The sequence below is a fragment of the Hephaestia mangrovi genome (genome assembly GCF_019880555.1).
Classification (GTDB): Bacteria; Pseudomonadota; Alphaproteobacteria; order Sphingomonadales; family Sphingomonadaceae; genus Sphingomonas; species Sphingomonas mangrovi.
The window spans coordinates 252,206-268,135 of sequence record NZ_JAINVU010000004.1 but is presented as its reverse complement, the minus strand read 5'-3'; the positions used below and the strand labels follow the sequence as shown (position 1 = coordinate 268,135).

16 protein-coding genes are annotated in these 15,930 nt (G+C 67.9%); 7 read left to right on the top strand and 9 right to left on the bottom strand.

The annotated features are described in order from the left end of the window. Nucleotides 1-69: 69 nt before the first annotated feature. Nucleotides 70-699 (bottom strand): glutathione S-transferase family protein, encoded by a 630-nt coding sequence (locus K7G81_RS11670; protein ID WP_223030967.1) that lies wholly within the window; start codon nt 697-699, stop codon nt 70-72. Nucleotides 700-803: 104 nt separating this feature from the next. On the opposite strand from K7G81_RS11670, the gene K7G81_RS11665 reads away from it, so the two are divergent. Further along, entirely contained in the window at nt 804-1,349 is a 546-nt protein-coding gene (locus K7G81_RS11665) for a GNAT family N-acetyltransferase (RefSeq protein ID WP_223030966.1), read from the top strand. Here the strand turns inward: K7G81_RS11665 and K7G81_RS11660 are convergent. The 4 genes from K7G81_RS11660 to K7G81_RS11645 form a co-directional block, all read right to left on the bottom strand. Next, nucleotides 1,319-2,068 carry a ZIP family metal transporter gene (locus K7G81_RS11660; protein WP_255586941.1) on the bottom strand — a complete coding sequence of 250 codons (750 nt, stop codon included), beginning with the start codon at nt 2,066-2,068 and terminating at the stop codon, nt 1,319-1,321. The two genes, K7G81_RS11665 and K7G81_RS11660, sit on opposite strands and share 31 nt — an antisense overlap. Nucleotides 2,069-2,331: 263 nt before the next feature. Continuing rightward, nucleotides 2,332-3,159, bottom strand: coding sequence for a class I SAM-dependent methyltransferase (locus K7G81_RS11655; protein ID WP_223030965.1), 828 nt, complete (start codon nt 3,157-3,159; stop codon nt 2,332-2,334). 339 nt (nt 3,160-3,498) lie between these two features. Then, nucleotides 3,499-5,484 carry a TonB-dependent receptor gene (locus K7G81_RS11650; protein ID WP_223030964.1) on the bottom strand — a complete coding sequence of 662 codons (1,986 nt, stop codon included), beginning with the start codon at nt 5,482-5,484 and terminating at the stop codon, nt 3,499-3,501. 96 nt (nt 5,485-5,580) lie between these two features. After that, on the bottom strand, nt 5,581-6,039 hold the full coding sequence (locus K7G81_RS11645; RefSeq protein WP_223030963.1) for a hypothetical protein: 459 nt from the start codon (nt 6,037-6,039) through the stop codon (nt 5,581-5,583). A 146-nt stretch (nt 6,040-6,185) separates the two neighbouring features. On the opposite strand from K7G81_RS11645, the gene K7G81_RS11640 reads away from it, so the two are divergent. Genes K7G81_RS11640 through K7G81_RS11630 form a run of 3 tightly spaced genes read left to right on the top strand, consistent with a single transcriptional unit; the run spans nt 6,186 to nt 8,526 of the window. Next, nucleotides 6,186-6,740: a DUF1285 domain-containing protein gene (locus tag K7G81_RS11640; protein WP_223030962.1), complete on the top strand. Its 555-nt coding sequence runs from the start codon at nt 6,186-6,188 to the stop codon at nt 6,738-6,740. Continuing rightward, nucleotides 6,737-7,333, top strand: coding sequence for a CoA pyrophosphatase (locus K7G81_RS11635; RefSeq protein ID WP_223030961.1), 597 nt, complete (start codon nt 6,737-6,739; stop codon nt 7,331-7,333). The genes K7G81_RS11640 and K7G81_RS11635 overlap by 4 nt, the downstream gene beginning before the upstream one ends. Then, nucleotides 7,321-8,526 carry a CCA tRNA nucleotidyltransferase gene (locus tag K7G81_RS11630; RefSeq protein ID WP_369412094.1) on the top strand — a complete coding sequence of 402 codons (1,206 nt, stop codon included), beginning with the start codon at nt 7,321-7,323 and terminating at the stop codon, nt 8,524-8,526. Before K7G81_RS11635 ends, K7G81_RS11630 begins: the two co-directional genes overlap by 13 nt. Here K7G81_RS11630 and K7G81_RS11625 read toward each other — a convergent pair. Together K7G81_RS11625 and K7G81_RS11620 are read right to left on the bottom strand one after the other, a co-directional pair. Then, nucleotides 8,490-10,211 (bottom strand): putative bifunctional diguanylate cyclase/phosphodiesterase, encoded by a 1,722-nt coding sequence (locus tag K7G81_RS11625; protein WP_223030959.1) that lies wholly within the window; start codon nt 10,209-10,211, stop codon nt 8,490-8,492. The genes K7G81_RS11630 and K7G81_RS11625 overlap by 37 nt on opposite strands. 130 nt (nt 10,212-10,341) lie before the next feature. Further along, entirely contained in the window at nt 10,342-10,527 is a 186-nt protein-coding gene (locus K7G81_RS11620) for a hypothetical protein (protein ID WP_223030958.1), read from the bottom strand. A 106-nt stretch (nt 10,528-10,633) separates the two neighbouring features. Here K7G81_RS11620 and gcvA point away from each other — a divergent pair, with 106 nt between their 5' ends. Together gcvA and parC are read left to right on the top strand one after the other, a co-directional pair. Next, a complete protein-coding gene (gene gcvA / locus K7G81_RS11615) occupies nt 10,634-11,530 on the top strand; it encodes a transcriptional regulator GcvA (protein WP_223030957.1) in 897 nt (298 codons plus the stop codon). A gap of 574 nt (nt 11,531-12,104) precedes the next feature. Beyond that, nucleotides 12,105-14,366 carry a DNA topoisomerase IV subunit A gene (gene parC, locus K7G81_RS11610; RefSeq protein ID WP_223030956.1) on the top strand — a complete coding sequence of 754 codons (2,262 nt, stop codon included), beginning with the start codon at nt 12,105-12,107 and terminating at the stop codon, nt 14,364-14,366. A 49-nt stretch (nt 14,367-14,415) separates the two neighbouring features. Here parC and K7G81_RS11605 read toward each other — a convergent pair whose 3' ends face one another. Further along, nucleotides 14,416-14,688 (bottom strand): hypothetical protein, encoded by a 273-nt coding sequence (locus K7G81_RS11605; protein WP_223030955.1) that lies wholly within the window; start codon nt 14,686-14,688, stop codon nt 14,416-14,418. 287 nt (nt 14,689-14,975) lie between these two features. Between K7G81_RS11605 and purC the strand changes: the two genes are divergently transcribed. Next, nucleotides 14,976-15,755: a phosphoribosylaminoimidazolesuccinocarboxamide synthase gene (purC, locus tag K7G81_RS11600; protein WP_223030954.1), complete on the top strand. Its 780-nt coding sequence runs from the start codon at nt 14,976-14,978 to the stop codon at nt 15,753-15,755. Nucleotides 15,756-15,762: 7 nt separating this feature from the next. Here purC and K7G81_RS11595 read toward each other — a convergent pair whose 3' ends face one another. Further along, nucleotides 15,763-15,912 carry a hypothetical protein gene (locus tag K7G81_RS11595; protein WP_223030953.1) on the bottom strand — a complete coding sequence of 50 codons (150 nt, stop codon included), beginning with the start codon at nt 15,910-15,912 and terminating at the stop codon, nt 15,763-15,765. Between the last annotated feature and the right edge of the window lie 18 nt (nt 15,913-15,930).

Genomic DNA, 15,930 nt, shown 5'->3' with positions numbered 1-15,930 from the left:
CGCCATAGCAGATCGCGCGCGATCGGCCAGTTGAGAAAGCGCCGGCTTCTGCGACGCTCGACCGTCGTTCTACGCGCTCGCGCTCGGCCGCGCGGAGGCCGCCTTGTGCCACCGCCCGATATGGCTGCACCCGTCGATATCAAGCTTCGCCCGCGCCGCGAAATCGACCGTCACCAGCGCTGTGATGTCGGCGAAGCTGTAATCATTGCCGGCGATCCACTGGCGATCGGCGAGGTGGCCGTCGAGCCCCTCGACAAAGGCTTTCCACATCACCGCGCCGCGCGTCGCCAGCTCGGGAATCTGCGGGATCGGCGGCCATTTCCCCGGCATCCCGCGATCCTTGAGCGCGGGCAGCGAATTGCGGAACGCGTAAACGGCGGCGAAATAGCCGTCGCCCTCGATCCGCCGCGTCCACGATTCGATCCGGGCGATCTCGATCGGGCTGGCGCCGAACAGTGGCGGCTCGGGCGTCGTCGCCTCGAAATAGCGGCAGATCGCTGCCGATTCCGTGATCACCTCGCCGTCGTCGAGCTCCAGCGCGGGCACGGCGCCGCGCGGGTTGATCGCCAGATAGGCATCGCTGAACTGCTCGTCGGCGCGCAGATCGACCGGCACGCGTTCGACCTCGATCCCCTTCTCGGCCAGATAGATGCGCACCCGTCGCGGGCTCGGCGCCCAGGCCGCGTCATAGAGCTTCATCGCGCGATCCTCATTCCGCTTGCGTTCACGCATGATGACGGTAAAGCGCCCCGCCCCGGCCGTCCATATCGGGGCGTTGCATTTCACCGCCCACAGGGGATGTCATGTTGCGGTTCGTCGCCCTTGCCGAGATCGCGCCCGATCGGGTCGAGCAGCTGCTCGACCGCGCTTTCGGCAGCGACCGTCATGGCCGTACCGCTTACTCAATACGCGCGGGCACCGATCCGATTCCGGCATTGAGCTTCGCCGCGCTCGACGGCGAGGCGCTGGTCGGCACGATCCAATGCTGGCCGGTCGCGCTGATCCATGACGACGGGCGCCGCACCGCGATGGTGATGGTCGGCCCGGTCGCGGTCGATCCGCCGCGCCAGCAACACGGCATCGGCCACGCCTTGATGGGGCACATGCTGGACGCCGCCCGCGACACCGGCAACGACGCCGCGCTGATGCTGATCGGCGATCCCGAATATTACGGCCGTTTCTTCGCGTTCTCGGCCGAGCGGACCGGCGGCTGGCGGCTGCCGGGACCGGTCGAACGGCGCCGGCTGCTCGCGCGCGGCGCCGGCGTGCCCGCCGCGCCGGGCCGGCTCGGACCCGACGATGGCGCCGCGGCGCCCGCTCAGCCGTTGGCGAGCCGAACGACGCCGTAGGTCAGCACCAGCCCGCCGACCGTCGCGGCCTGGCCCAGCCCCCGCTGGCTGCCGAGCCGGCTGCGCGGGATCAGCTCGCACGCGCCGATATAGAGGAACGCACCGGCGAATCCCGCCAGCACCAGCGCCAGCACATCGTTGCGCAATTCGATCACCGTCCCGGCGAACGCGCCGAACAGCGGCGCTGCCGAATCGGCGATCAGCCAGCGATGGGCGATGTCGCGGCGATTGCCGGCCAGGCTCAGCCCCACGGTGTTGATCCCGTCGGCGAAATCATGCACCAGCACCGCGATCGCGATGACCAGCCCCGCCGCCACCGAGACGTGGAAGGCCAGCCCGATCCCCAACCCGTCGATGAAGCTGTGCACGGTGAGGCTCGCCGGCCCGAGATGGGCGCGTAACCCGATCGGCGCGCGCACCGAATCGAGCAGGCGATCGAGCAGGAGATAGAGGACGAACCCGCCGGCCAGCGCCCCGAACAGCGTGCGCGGCGCATAGGAGCCATGGCCCAGCCCCAGCGCCTCGGGCAGCAGGTCGAACAAGGCGATGCCCAGCACCACGCCGGCGGTGAGCCCGAACAGCAACTCCAGACGCCCGCCGAGCCGCAACGCGACCCGGCCGCCGAGATAGGTCATGGCGGCGGCACCGACAGCGAGGACGATCGGCAGCAACTCGGGGAAAGCCTTCATCGCGCCGCCACCGGGGAGGAACAGAACCATATCACGCGATGATACAATATATCATTGTTGAGGGAATTCAAGGGGCCATGGTGCTCCATAGCCACCAGGCGCACCGGCTGGCGTTGCGCCATGGATGCTGAAACACGTTCAGCATGACGACCCTCATGACGCGACCCCTGGATTCAGGCGATCAGGGCCAGCCCCCTCAAACGCCATCGATCGGCAAGCGCCCCAACCAAGGCCACGCCGCCATGCCGGCTTGGATCTTCAAAGCTGGCCCTGCCAACCCGGCCCCGCGCCCATCAGGCGGCGGCAGTGATGATTTCCACCCGCGCCGGCATCCAGACGGTGCCATCGCGCACATTCGCTTCGCAAATCGCGGCCAATCGATCACGCGCCTCGGCCTGCTCGCGGGCTCCGGCGTCAGCCAGCGGCGCGGCCGCGGATGACGCCGCCAGCAGGAATTGAGCTGCCGCAATCGGCGACATGCCGCCGCCGACTTGCAGGTCGCCGCGCCAGGTGGAGGCTGCGCAATCGCGAAATCCGGCGGCTTCCAGCAGCGCGAGCAGTCGGGACGGATCGCCATAGCGGCAAGGGCCGGGCGCATCCGGATCGGGCTGCGGCAGATCGATTACCGCCGCCACCGCTTCCCGCACGCTGGCCATGAATGCGACATCCTTGCCCGGCCCCCAGACCGCGAAGGCCAATTTTCCGCCCGGCCGCAGCCATTGGTGCAAATTGGCGAAGGCATGATCCGGCTTGTCGAAGAACATCACCCCAAAGCGCGATGCCAAGCGATCGAAACGCTCTGCCGGCCGGAAATGGGCGACATCGGCAAGGGTGAAGTGCGCGACACCGCCAGCCCGCGCGTTGGCGGCCTCGATCAGGTCGGGCGAGATGTCGAAACCCTCGATGGTGCTGCCCGGCGCGGCCGCGGCAATGGCGCGGGTGGCGCCGCCGCCCCCGGCGCCGATCTCCGCGATCCGCAAGCGAGCGGTAAGGTCCAGCGCGGCGATCAGCGGGGCATCGATCGGCGAAAGCATCGCCTCCATCGGATCGAGCTGATCGCGCCATTTCGCACCGCGCGTTTCGGCCCAGGTCTGACTGGACGGAGATTGGGTGGCCGCCATCGAACTTCCTCGTCGGAGATCGCCCGCGTAATACGTCCGTGGCCGCAGTCAGTCCATGCCGATGCTCGCCCTGAGCAACAAACCAGCCGCTCGGCTGCTATGTCTATGCCGTCCTTCATGAGTTCGCGACTTGGTGAGACCGCACGCCACGCAACATCATCCCCGCTTCCGCGGGGATGACGCATGGGCCTTTGTCCGAAGGGGACAATTGCCGGCATCGTCATGCCGGACGTGTTCCGACATCCAACCATCCACGAACGCCAGCGCTCGAGGCACGGTGGTGTTGCCGTAACACGTTCAGCGTGAGGACGCTGCCGCGCGGCCTTCAGATCAAGGCGATCAGAAGGTCGCCAGCCGGACGACGACGCGCACGCTGCGCCCCGGCATCACCACCAGATCCTTGTTGAGCGCGGCGGCATCGCGCTGCACGTCGTCGGTCAGGTTCTGGCCGACCACCGAGAATTCGATCCCCGGTGCCGCGGTGAACGGCCGCACCGAAACATGCGCGGAAAGGTCGTTGTAGCTCGGTGTCGGCGTGTCGAACGCGCCGTATTTGTCTTGCCGCCCATCATGGATGAACAGGAAGCCGGCATCGATCTGCTTGCCCTTCCAGTCGAGCCCGCCGCCGAAACGGTAGGGCGGGATGCGCGGCACGTTGCTGCCGTCATCGAGCGTGGCGCGGACGTAATCGGCCAGTGCCTGCGCTCTCAGCCCGCCGCTCGCGGTTTTGACCAGGTCGACGCTCGCCTTGCCCTCCAGCCCGCGGAAATGCGCGCCCTGCTGGCGGTAGAACAATTCCTTGAGGTCGCCATCGGGCGAGGTGGTGCAGACGCCGCTGTCGTCGCAGGTCCGGCCGGTGAGATCGCCATAGATATAATTGTGGAACCACGTGCTGTAGACGCTGCCCTCGAAGCGGAACCGGCCGCTGTCGACGCGCACCGTGCCTTCCAGCGAATTGGCGCGCTCGACCTTCAGCGTCGGATCGCCCGTCTCGAACGTGTTGGGCCCGTCATGCCCGCCGCGCGCGAACAATTCGGTGATCGCGGGCGCGCGGCCGGTGCTCGACGCGGTGAACCCCAGCTTGATCGCGCCGCCGATATCGTAGAGCGCGCCGATCGCGCCGCTGACCGGCGTGTAATCGCGCGTGGTGAACACGTCCGACGCCGGCGTGCCGGTGACGTGGACGTGCTCGACACGACCGCTCGCCTGCAGCTTGAAGGCCTGCGTGATCGGTGCCTCGGTGAACAGATAGCCCGCCTCGCTCGCGGTCACCGTCGGAAACAGGTACGAACTGTCCTCGCCCAGCGCCTGGAACTTGCGGTGCTGCACCTCGACGCCCAGCGCGGTGTTGGTCAGCGGCCCGATCGGGCCGAACAGCAGCTCCGCGTGGCTATCGATCTCCTTGTTCTTGAAGGTCGTCAGCACGGCGCCGCCGGGATCGTTTTCGCTATGCTGGTAATTCGCCCAGCTGCCGTCGATGTTGAGCGTCTTTAGCAGGCCCGAGCCGAGCGCGAACGAGTTCTTGGTCAGCACCTTGGTCTGGTGCATGTCGATATAGGTGGTGTCGCTGGGGATGCCGTATTGCGCGTCATATTGCTCGATCGCCGCGCCGATATGGCTGTCCTTGTTCGCGCCGAAGAAATAGGACGCGCCCGCCGTCTCGCCATAGCCATGGAAGAACGAATTCTGCTGCAGGCCCAGCGGCGTGTCGTAATCGCTGGCGTGGCGGTAGAAGCCGTCGACATGCACCGCGAGATCGCCGGTTCGGCCGTCCATCATCGCCGATCCCTGGCCGCTGTCGTCGACCGAGCCGAACTCGCCGGTCAGTTCGCCCGACAGGTCCTCGGTCGGCAGCGACCTCGGCACGCGGTTGTTGATCGCGTTGACCACGCCGCCGATCGCCTGGCTGCCGTAGCGCAGCGTGCCGGCGCCGCGCACCACCTCGATGCTCTGCGCCGACAAGGGATCGATCGGCACGCCGTGATCGGGGCCGATGTCCGATACGTCCGAACTGCTGAGACCGTCCTCGAGGATGCGCACGCGAGTCGAATCCATGCCGCGGATGATCGGCCGGCTGGCGCCCGCGGCGAATCCGCTGGCGGCGATGCCGGGCACGTCCTTCAGCGAATCGGCGATGCTCGCGCCGCCCGATTCGAGGATCTGGCTGCGATCGACCTTGGCGGTGATGCTCGGCGTCGCGGTGGCGAACGGCGAAGCGGTGACGACGATGTCCTGCGGCTTCGACGTGGTGGACGAACTCTGGGCCATCGCGGCATGGGGAAGAAACGCGGCCGCGGCCACGCCAACGAACAATGCTGGGCGCATCGGAAACTCCGAAAAATGGTGGGGCGGATCGATATCCCGCCCGAAAGGCGGCACGGCGGCGCGGTGCCCGCGCCGATGCCGGTCAAATAGCGAACGTCAGATGCGCGGGCGCGGCGGCGCGCGGCTGCGCCAGGCGTGCGAGCGCGCGTGGCGGCTCGGCGCCGAGGCGGTGGGCGCAAACAGCCACAGCGTCGCGCCGATCGCCGCCAGCACCATGACGGGCCCCGGCGACAGATAATGCCCGGCGATCGCGCCATCGTGGCAGATCGGGCAATCGATCGGCCGGTCGGGCGCGGGCTGCGTCCCCGACACCTGTGTGCTTGCGGCCCTTGCCGTCGCCACCGGGCCGTCGGAAAGATGGATATGCGTCTGGGTGACGAAGCTCTGCCAGGCAAAGGCAATGAGCGCCGCCAGCAGCAAAGCGACGAACCCCGCGCTCATCCGCCGGCTTGCCGAGCGGATGCGCGCGGTCAGCGGCGACGCGGCGGGCGCATGGCCGCGGCGCGCCATGCCGCGCGGCCGCCGTTGCGCCTGCCTGTCCACCGGGTACGTCATCTCGCCGCCGGTATGATACAACGTCACCAATAGCAAGCACTGGCTCGGCAACCGGCGGAAACCGCCTTCCGCTGCGTCCTTCGAGCAACACCGTCGCGCACGCCTTTACGCCGTCGCCCGCCTCGCCTACCTCGCCAATCGTGCCGATGACCGCCGCCCCCGATTTCGCCGGCCTGCCGCTTGCCGAGCTCGCGCGTCTCGCTGCCGAGCGCCGATTGCCGCCGGTCGATCGCTGGCACCCGGCACATTGCGGCGACAGCGAGATGCGGATCGCGCGCGACGGCACCTGGTTTCACCAGGGCAGCCCGATCGGCCGCGCCGAGATGGTCCGCCTGTTCTCCACCATCCTGCGCCGCGAGGCCGACGGCAGCTTCGTCCTCGTCACGCCGGTCGAAAAGCTGGCCATCGCCGTGGAGGACGCGCCGTTCGTCGCGGTCGAGCTCAAGCGCGAGGGCGAGGGCGAGCGGGCGCGCCTCGCCTTCCGTCTCAACACCGGCGACGTGATCGTCGCCGGCCGCGATCACCCGCTGCGCTTCGCAGAGGATGGCGCCGGCCCCCGCCCCTATCTCGCGGTTCGCGACGGCCTCGACGCGCTGGTCGCGCGGCCGCTTTATTACGAACTGGCCGAGATCGCGCTCGCCGAAGGCGGGCTGCCGGGCGTGTGGAGCGACGGCGCATTCTTCGCGATGGCGGCGGCATGACGCTCGCCGAGCGGCTCCATCGCGCGCTCCACGCGCCCGCGCCCGAGATCGTCCTGCTCGCCGGCGACGAGCGCGATGCCGCGCTCGCCAGCCAGCCCGGCGTCGATGCCGCGGTGCTCGTCCCGGTGACGAACCGCGACGATCCCGGCGTGATCCTCACCCGCCGCACCAATACGCTCAAGCGCCATCCCGGACAGGTCGCCTTTCCCGGCGGCCGCGTCGATCCCGGCGACGCCGATCTTGCCGCCGCCGCGCTGCGCGAGGCGAACGAGGAGATCGGCCTCGATCCCGCGCTGGTCGAGGTGGTCGGCCTTGCCGATCGCTACCGCACCGTCACCGGTTTCCAGGTCACCCCGGTGATCGGCGTGGTGCCGCCGGGCCTTGCCTACGAACGCCGCGAGGCGGAGGTCGCAGATATCTTCGAAGTCCCCCTCGCCTTCCTGCTCGATACCGCCAACCATGTCGAAGCGAGCGTCGAATGGCAGGGCCGCGAGCGCCATTATTACGAGATCATATGGGGCGATTTCCGCATCTGGGGCGCGACCGCCGCGATGATCGTCAACCTCTCGCGGAGGCTCAGGTGGACCGGCTGATCCTGCCCGATGCCGAATGGCGCCATCGCGACGGCCTGGCCGCGCTCGCCGCGCTGCTGGCGGCGGATGGCGGCGGCGCGCGGTTCGTCGGCGGCGCGGTGCGCGACACGCTGCTCGGCCTGCCCGTCACCGATGTCGATATCGCCACCCCGCTCGACCCGCAGACGGTGATGCGCCGCCTCCAGGCCGCCGGGATTCGCGCGGTGCCGACCGGCATCGCCCATGGCACGATCACCGCGGTGCTGCCCGGCAGCCCGATCGAGGTGACGACGCTGCGCCACGATATCGAGACCGACGGCCGCCACGCCACCGTCGCCTTCACCGCCGACTGGCAAGCCGATGCGGCGCGGCGCGATTTCACCATGAACGCGCTCTACGCCGATCCCGCGACCGGCGAGATTTTCGATTATTTCGACGGCCTCGATGACCTGAAGGCCGGCCGCGTCCGCTTCATCGGCGATCCCTTGCAGCGCATCGCCGAGGACCATCTGCGCATCCTGCGCTTCTTTCGCTTTCACGCGCGCTTCGGCGACACGCCCGATTCCGTCGGCCTGGAGGCCTGCGCGGCGCGCGCCAACGACCTGATGGCCTTGTCGCGCGAGCGTATCGCCGCCGAGCTGCTAAAGCTACTGGTCGCCCGGGGCGCGGCCGAGACCGCCGCGCTGATGCTCTCGCGCGGCATCTTCGCACCGGTGCTGCCCGAGATCGACCAGCCCGGCGTCGCCCGGCTCGCCCGCGTTGTCGATGCCGAGCGACGCGCCGGCCTGACACCCAACCCGATCCGCCGCCTCGCCGCGCTGCTGCCCGATGATCCGGCGGTGGGCGAAGCGGTCGGCGCCCGGCTCAAGCTCTCCAATGCCGATCGCAAGCGGCTGATTTCCGCGCTCGTGGACGAGACCGGCGCGCCGCAGCCGCTGGCCTATCGGCTCGGCGCCGAGCTGGCGATCGACCGCTGGCTGCTTCACGCCGCCGATCCGATCGCAACCGTGCGCGCCATCGCCGCCTGGCCCATTCCGCGTTTCCCGCTGACCGGCGGCGCGATCGTCGCGCGCGGCGTGGCCAAGGGGCCGGAGGTCGCGCGGCTGCTGCGCGCGGTGGAAGACCAGTGGATCGCGGAGGGCTTTCCCGATGCCGCGCGCGCCGACGCGATCGCCGATCAGGCGGTCGCCAGCTGGTTGCGCTCGGCGAGATAAGCGAACGCCGCCTCGGGATCGAGCGGGCGCGCATAGGCATAGCCCTGCCCGTGCGTGCAGCCCAGCGCCGCCAGCGTCTGGCCCAGCTCGTGAGTCTCGATCCCCTCGGCGGTGGTGCGCATGCCCAGCGTCTGCGCGAGGCTGAGGATCGCGCGCACGATCGCCACCTTGTCGCGATCGGCCAGCATGTCGGTGACGAACGACTGATCGATCTTGAGCACGTCGATCGGCAGCTTCTGCAAATGGCCGAGGTTCGAATAGCCGGTGCCGAAATCGTCCATCGCCAGCGTGGTGCCGAGCGCGCGCAGCGCATGCAGCGTCGCCGCGGCGCGATCGGGATCGGTGACGATCGCGCTCTCGGTAAGCTCGAGCGTCAGCCGCTCGCCCGCCAGCCCCGCCGCGGCGAGCGCCTGCTCGACCACCGGCGCGATCGTATCGCGCTGGATCTGGATCGCCGAGATGTTGACCGCGATGCCGATGCCGCAATTGCCCCCGGCCCGCACATCCCACCCCGCCAGTGTGCGTGCCGCGTGGCCCAACGCCCAGCGCCCCAGCGGCACGATCAGCCCCGATTCCTCGGCCACCGGGATGAACTCCGCCGGGCTGCGCGCGGTGCCGCCGGCATCGGTCCACCGCGCCAGCGCCTCGAACGACGCCACCCGGCCGGTGGCGAGATCGACGATCGGCTGGAATTGCAGGCTCAGCGCCTCGTCGTCGATCGCGCGGCGCAGCGCGGTCTCGGTCGCGAATTGCTCGCGCGCGATGACGAAGGCGCCGGAATGATAGACTTCGGCGATGCCGCTTTTCTTGGCGCGGTTGACGGCAAACTGGGCGTGACGGATCAGCGCCTCGGCATCGCGCTCGTCCTCGCCGGAGAACGCGACGCCGATCGAGCAGGCGACGCGGAATTCGAGGTCGGACAGCCGGAACGGCGTCGACAGCGCGGCCTGAATGCGCTGCGCGGCGCGGGTCGCCTCTTCGCGGCCTTCGTCGAGCGTGAGCAGGATGGCGAATTCATCGCCGCCGATCCGCGCCAGCGTGTCGCGCGCGCGCAGCGATCCCTTGAGCCGCCGCGCGACGGTGATCAGCAGCTCGTCGCCGGCGAGCGAGCCGAGACATGCATTGACCCGGCTGAAGCGATCGAGATCGACGACCATCACCGCGCAGCCGGCGCTCGGCGCGGCATCGCCCTCGATCAGCTCCTCGAGCCGATCGGAAAAGCCGGCGCGGTTCGGCAGCCCGGTCAGGCTGTCGGTCAGCATCTCGCGGCGCAGGCTGTATTCGGTACGCACCTCGGACGTCTGATCGACCAGGGTGACGAGGCAGCGATGCACCGGATCGATCCGCGATCGCGCCAGCATCACGCGATAATGCCGGCAATCGACCGCATCGCCGACCTGCCAGGGGAATTGCTCGCTATCGCGATCGGAGCCGAGAAAGCTGCGCACGCGGCCGCCCAATAGATGCGCCAGCGGCGAACGCGCGGCGCTGGTGCCGAGCCCGGTCTGCCGGAACGGCGTGTTGATCTCTTCGAAGCGGAAGGTGCCGTCGGCGATCGTGACCATCACTGCCGGAATCGGCAGCAGCTCGAGCGCGCCGGCCCGGACCTCCAGAGGGTGCGCGTCATTGCCCGCCGGCAAGGTCGGCGCGATACGCTCAGCGGTCTCGTGCTTCGACGCCACCATCGCCGCCTTCTCTAGAAGCCAAGATGTTAAAAGCTCCTGAAGGTTGGGCCGTTTAGGTAAGCGTTGTCAATCTCGCGGCGAAGGGAGCGCCCAGGCGGCTTCGCGACGGCGCCCCCCACGCCGCCGGCTTTCACCGCTCGGCCCGGATTCTGATGCGGCGCGCCGGCCGCCGCCACGGCGCATCATATTGATAAGCGTGCAGGCGATCGAACGCCGCGGCAACCGCCTTCGAAACCATGCCGAAGAAGCGTGTGAACTCCTCGCCGAGCCTGGCGTGATTGTCCGCCCAGGCCGGCCCGTAGAAATCGTGATTCATGGTCCTGTTCCCTATGCTGTCCCGGTGATCCTCAGATCGGCTTTCCGGCGCCCGCTCGCCAACAAATCGTTGGACGGTGATGACAAGTTGGGCTTATGGATGCGCGATGCGCCACCTGCCTCCGCTCGCCGCCGTCCGCGTGTTCGAGGCCGCGGCGCGCCACGAGAATTTCACCGCCGCTGCGGCCGAGCTCGGCATGACGCAGGCGGCGGTCAGCTATCAGATCAAATTGCTCGAGGAGCGATTGGGCGTGCCCCTGTTCCGCCGCGAGAAGCGCCGCGTCATGCTCACCGACGCCGGGCGCCGCGCCGCCGCGCCGGTTTCGCGCGCCTTCGATGCGATCGACGGCGCCTTCGCCGATCTCCGCGCCGAGGACGAAGGCCTGCTCACCGTCTCCACCTCGAACACCTTCGCCAACACCTGGCTGGCGTGGCGGCTCGGCGCCTTCCAGCTCGCCAATCCGGCGACCGCGGTGCGCTTGTTGACCAGCGACGCGCTCGCCGATTTCGTCAGCGACGATGTCGATTGCGCGATCCGCGCCGGCCGCGGCCCGTGGGAGGGCGTTGCGCAGGAGCTGCTGGTGCCCATAGACTTCACCCCGATGTGCAGCCCCGGCTTCCTCGCCGAACATGGCGGCACGCTGACGCTCGACGATCTGCTGCGCCTGCCCGTCGTCAGTGCGCACGATCCCTGGTGGCCGCACTGGCTGCGCGAGGCCGGCATCGACGTGCCCGCCGGCCCGCCGCGCGCCGGCGTCCGCCTCGATTCACAGGCGCATGAAGGGCACGCTGCGATGGCCGGCCAGGGGATCGCGATGCTCACCCCGTTCTTCTGGCGCAACGACCTCGCCGAGGGCCGGCTGGTGCGCCCCTTCGACCAGGTCTCGACACGCGGCTATGCCTATTGGCTGGTCTATCCCGACCACCGCCGCAACGTGCCCAAGATCAAGCGGTTTCGGGAGTGGTTGCACGCCGAGGTGGAACGCGATCTGGCGGGGGTTTAGCCGACTATTTCGGACGCGGACATCCTCTCCCCTCGCGGGATCCTCTCCCCTTGCGGGAGAGGATACGGAGCCTTGGCAGCTTGCTGCCTAGGCGCAGTTGGCGCGGCTGTGCCGCGCGCGAGGCGGCGCCTCGCATCCCCCGCACTAAGCTCTGCTAGGCGGCAGAGCCGCCAAGCGCCGCTATTCTCTCCCGCAAGGGGAGAGAAATCCATAGCCGCAACCGCAGCGCATTCCCTCAAGCCTTCCAATGTTGGAAAATGTCTGAGACACGGTGCCATCGCCGCGAGGCCGCCGCTCTTTGACACCTACATCATCCCGATCGCCCACCCGTCGCGTCACTGTCGCTTCGCCGTGCGGCAGGGTCGCGCCATTGTCGCGCTGTGGATCGCAACCGGCGCGCGCGTGTCGCGCCACTGTCGCGCGGATGCGGCGAACCCGCCGCTTCGCAGGCGCGTCCCCGCGCAAGACTCGCGAAAATCCCGCGACGGTCTCCACTTTCTCCACTTCACGTCGTTTCGTTTAGGCTTCGCCCCCCAGTAGCGCCCTCCCCCTCACCCTGCTAACTCATCGCGCAATGGCTACCGACACCACTTCCGATCCGCTCGACAATCCGCCGATCGGCATCCTCGACGCCCCGTTCGATACCGCGCTCAGCGATCGCTATCTCGTCTATGCGCTGTCGACGATCACCGCGCGCTCGCTGCCCGACGTGCGCGACGGGTTGAAGCCGGTCCACCGCCGCCTGCTCTGGGCGATGCGGCTGCTGCGCCTCGATCCCAGCCAGGGCTACAAGAAATGCGCCCGCGTCGTCGGCGACGTGATCGGCAAATACCATCCGCATGGCGACCAGTCGGTCTATGACGCGATGGTGCGGCTCGCGCAGGATTTTGCGCTGCGCTATCCGCTGGTCGACGGCCAGGGCAATTTCGGCAATATCGACGGCGATAACGCCGCCGCCTATCGCTACACCGAGGCGCGGCTGACCCAGGTCGCGATCGACCTGATGGACGGCCTCGACGAGAACGCTACCGATTTCCGCCCGACCTACAACGGCGAGGATGAAGAGCCCGAGCTGTTCCCCGGCGCCTTCCCCAACCTGCTGGCCAACGGCGCGGCGGGGATCGCGGTCGGCATGGCGACCAGCATCCCGCCGCACAACGCAGCCGAATTGCTCGACGCCGCGATCATGCTGATCGACACGCCCAGAGCCGACGACGCGGCGGTGCTCGAGCATGTGAAGGGCCCCGATTTCCCGACCGGCGGCCAGCTCGTCGATGCGCCCGAGATCATCGCGGAGGCCTATCGCACCGGCCGCGGCAGTTTCCGCACCCGCGCCCGCTGGCACATCGAGGATCAGGGCCGCGGCACCTGGATCGCGGTGGTCGATCAGATCCCCTACGGCGTCCAGAAGGGCAAATTGATCGAGGCGATCGCGAGCCTCATCAACGACAAGAAGCTGCCGATCCTCGCCGACGTGCGCGACGAATCCGCCGCCGACATCCGCATCGTCCTCGAACCGCGCGCCCGCACCGTCGATGCCGACATGCTGATGGATTCGCTGTTCCGCCTGAGCGACCTCGAAAGCCGCTTCTCGCTCAACCTCAACGTGCTCGACAAGGATCGCACCCCACGCGTGATGTCCTTGCGCGAGGCGCTGCTGGCCTGGGTCGAGCATCAGTTCATCGTGCTGCAGCGCCGCTCGCAGCACCGACTCGACAAGATCGCCGATCGATTGGAACTGGTCGGCGGCTACATCATCGCCTTCCTCAACCTCGACCGCGTGATCGAGATCATTCGCACCGAGGACGAGCCCAAGCCGGTAATGATCGCCGAGTTCGGCCTCACCGACCGCCAGGCCGAGGCGATCCTCAATATGCGGCTGCGAAGCTTGCGCAAGCTCGAGGAAATGGAGCTGCGCAAGGAAAAGGACGCGCTCGAAAAGGAGCGCGGCGAGCTCGAACAATTGCTCGGCAGCGAGGCGCGCCAGCGCACCCGCCTCAAGCGCGACCTCGGCAAGATTCGCGACCGCTACGGCCCCGAAACCGCGCTCGGCAAGCGCCGCACGCTGATCGAGGAAGCCGGCCCGGCGCGCGACATTCCGCTGGAGGCGATGATCGAGCGCGAGCCGATCACCGTCATCATGTCGCAGCGCGGCTGGATCCGCGCGATGAAGGGTCATGTCGATCTCGCCGCCGCCGACACGCTCAAGTTCAAGGAGGGCGACGGCCCCGCCTTCGCCTTCCACGCCCAGACCACCGACAAGCTGCTGCTCGCGGTCGAAAGCGGGCGGTTCTATACGCTGGGCGCCGACAAGCTCCCCGGCGGCCGCGGGTTTGGCGAGCCCGTCCGCCTGATGATCGACATTGACGGCGAGCAGGACATCGTCGGGCTGTTGCCGGCAAGCGTAACCGAAAAACTGCTGGTCGCCGCCAGCGACGGCCGCGGCTTCGTCGTCAAGACCGCCGACGTCACGGCGGAAACGCGCAAGGGCAAGACCGTCGTCACACCCAAGAAGGGCGCCAAGCTCAAGCTGGTCAAGCCGGTCGATCCCGCCCACGATTACGTCGCGGCGATCGGCGACAACCGCAAGCTGCTGGTCTTCCCGCTGACCGAACTTGCCGAGCTCGCCCGCGGCCAGGGCGTCCAGTTGCAGCGCTACCGCGACGGCGGTCTCTCGGACGCCACCACCTTCAAATTCGAGGACGGCCTAAGCTGGGCGATGGGCGGCGACACCGGCCGCACCCGCACCGAAAGCGACATGAACCCCTGGCGCACCGCGCGCGGCGCCGCCGGCCGCATGCCGCCGACCGGCTTCCCGAGGGACAATCGGTTCTAGACGGCGGGCCCGCGACGCACCGTGGCGCCGCGGGCACGGCTTGGCTACGTTATTGCTGGACGTTCAGCTCGACGCCGACGTCCTTCCACTGTTCCAGCGTCTTGCAGACGGTCGAGCCGATTCGCGACCCGGTGACGGGCCCTTCGTTGGTGCAATAGAGCGTCTTGCCCGATTTGGTCTTCTTCACCACGTATTTCTGCGTGGCATTGGCATCATCCTGGCGCCCTTCCGTCGCGTGCGCCGCCGATGCGACCGCGATCGGCGCCGCGATCACCGCCAGCGCGAGACCCAGGCGACGAAACGAATTGCGATCAACAGACATGGCATCCTCCGAAAAATGGCGTCGTCCAATCGACGACGGACCCAGAGGTGCATTATCCGTGCCATACACTTATCTATCTGTAATTAAACAATTTTTACTGCAGGCGACGCGAGCCCAACGCGACATCCGCCCAAGAGTTGGCGCGAGGCGCGAAGAATTGGCAAGGCGGGAAGCGATGACGCCGTCATTGCACCTTCCCAACCCTTACTCTATAGCGCGCCCGATCCCGCCCCGGCCCGCGCGAGTCCGCCTCGCGCCGCCGGGGCCGCTCATTTCAGGGGACCGCGATGGCACGCCGCCGGCAGATCTACGAGGGCAAGGCCAAGATTCTCTACGAAGGCCCGGAGCCCGGCACGTTGATCCAGTATTTCAAGGACGACGCGACCGCGTTCAACGCCCAGAAAAAGGGCACGATCAACGGCAAGGGCGTGCTCAACAACCGCATTTCCGAGCATGTCTTCACATTGCTCGGCCAGATCGGCGTGCCGACGCACTTCATCCGCCGCCTCAACATGCGCGAGCAGCTGATCCGCCAGGTCGAGATCGTGCCGATCGAGGTGGTAGTGCGCAATGTTGCCGCCGGATCGCTATCGAAACGGCTGGGGATCGAGGAAGGCACCCAGTTGCCGCGCACGATCCTGGAATATTATTATAAGGACGATGCGCTCGGCGATCCGATGATCACCGACGAGCATATCGCCTGCTTCGGCTGGGCGAGCCAGGAGGAGATGCACGACATCGCCGACCTGGCGATCCGGGTGAACGATTTCATGACCGGGCTGTTCGCCGGCGTCGGCATCCGGCTGGTCGACTTCAAGCTCGAGTTCGGCCGCATCTGGGACAATGATTACGGCCGCATCATCCTGGCCGACGAGATCAGCCCCGACGGCTGCCGGCTGTGGGACATGGAATCGGGCGAGAAGCTCGACAAGGACCGCTTCCGCCGCGATCTCGGCGGCGAGGTCGAGGCCTATCAGGAAGTCGCGCGACGGCTGGGGCTGCTGCCCGAGGGCGAATCGGGCGCCGTGCTCGATCTCGAAAAGCACCGCAAACGCCGGGACAAATGACGCTCGCTCAATCCTTGACGCGGAATCCGCAAATGATTCCGAACAGGAATGCGCTGAACAATGCCATCTGGATATGCCCGTTGGGATCATCCCAGCCGAAATACTGCCGCCCGAAGGCGAACAGCCCGATGAACAGCAGAACCGCAACGGCAGCCATGACCAATACCCTGCTCCC

What these genes read in the sequence shown, in the direction of transcription:
- K7G81_RS11645 (WP_223030963.1), bottom strand. Translation starts at nt 6,039, where the DNA reads ATGACGTACCCGGTGGACAGGCAGGCGCAACGGCGGCCGCGCGGCATG.
- K7G81_RS11595 (WP_223030953.1), bottom strand. Translation starts at nt 15,912, where the DNA reads ATGGCTGCCGTTGCGGTTCTGCTGTTCATCGGGCTGTTCGCCTTCGGG.
- K7G81_RS11660 (WP_255586941.1), bottom strand. Translation starts at nt 2,068, where the DNA reads ATGGTTCTGTTCCTCCCCGGTGGCGGCGCGATGAAGGCTTTCCCCGAG.
- parC (WP_223030956.1), top strand. Translation starts at nt 12,105, where the DNA reads ATGGCTACCGACACCACTTCCGATCCGCTCGACAATCCGCCGATCGGC.
- K7G81_RS11650 (WP_223030964.1), bottom strand. Translation starts at nt 5,484, where the DNA reads ATGCGCCCAGCATTGTTCGTTGGCGTGGCCGCGGCCGCGTTTCTTCCC.
- K7G81_RS11640 (WP_223030962.1), top strand. Translation starts at nt 6,186, where the DNA reads ATGACCGCCGCCCCCGATTTCGCCGGCCTGCCGCTTGCCGAGCTCGCG.
- K7G81_RS11670 (WP_223030967.1), bottom strand. Translation starts at nt 699, where the DNA reads ATGAAGCTCTATGACGCGGCCTGGGCGCCGAGCCCGCGACGGGTGCGC.
- K7G81_RS11620 (WP_223030958.1), bottom strand. Translation starts at nt 10,527, where the DNA reads ATGAATCACGATTTCTACGGGCCGGCCTGGGCGGACAATCACGCCAGG.
- purC (WP_223030954.1), top strand. Translation starts at nt 14,976, where the DNA reads ATGGCACGCCGCCGGCAGATCTACGAGGGCAAGGCCAAGATTCTCTAC.
- K7G81_RS11605 (WP_223030955.1), bottom strand. Translation starts at nt 14,688, where the DNA reads ATGTCTGTTGATCGCAATTCGTTTCGTCGCCTGGGTCTCGCGCTGGCG.
- gcvA (WP_223030957.1), top strand. Translation starts at nt 10,634, where the DNA reads ATGCGCCACCTGCCTCCGCTCGCCGCCGTCCGCGTGTTCGAGGCCGCG.
- K7G81_RS11625 (WP_223030959.1), bottom strand. Translation starts at nt 10,211, where the DNA reads ATGGTGGCGTCGAAGCACGAGACCGCTGAGCGTATCGCGCCGACCTTG.
- K7G81_RS11655 (WP_223030965.1), bottom strand. Translation starts at nt 3,159, where the DNA reads ATGGCGGCCACCCAATCTCCGTCCAGTCAGACCTGGGCCGAAACGCGC.
- K7G81_RS11635 (WP_223030961.1), top strand. Translation starts at nt 6,737, where the DNA reads ATGACGCTCGCCGAGCGGCTCCATCGCGCGCTCCACGCGCCCGCGCCC.
- K7G81_RS11665 (WP_223030966.1), top strand. Translation starts at nt 804, where the DNA reads ATGTTGCGGTTCGTCGCCCTTGCCGAGATCGCGCCCGATCGGGTCGAG.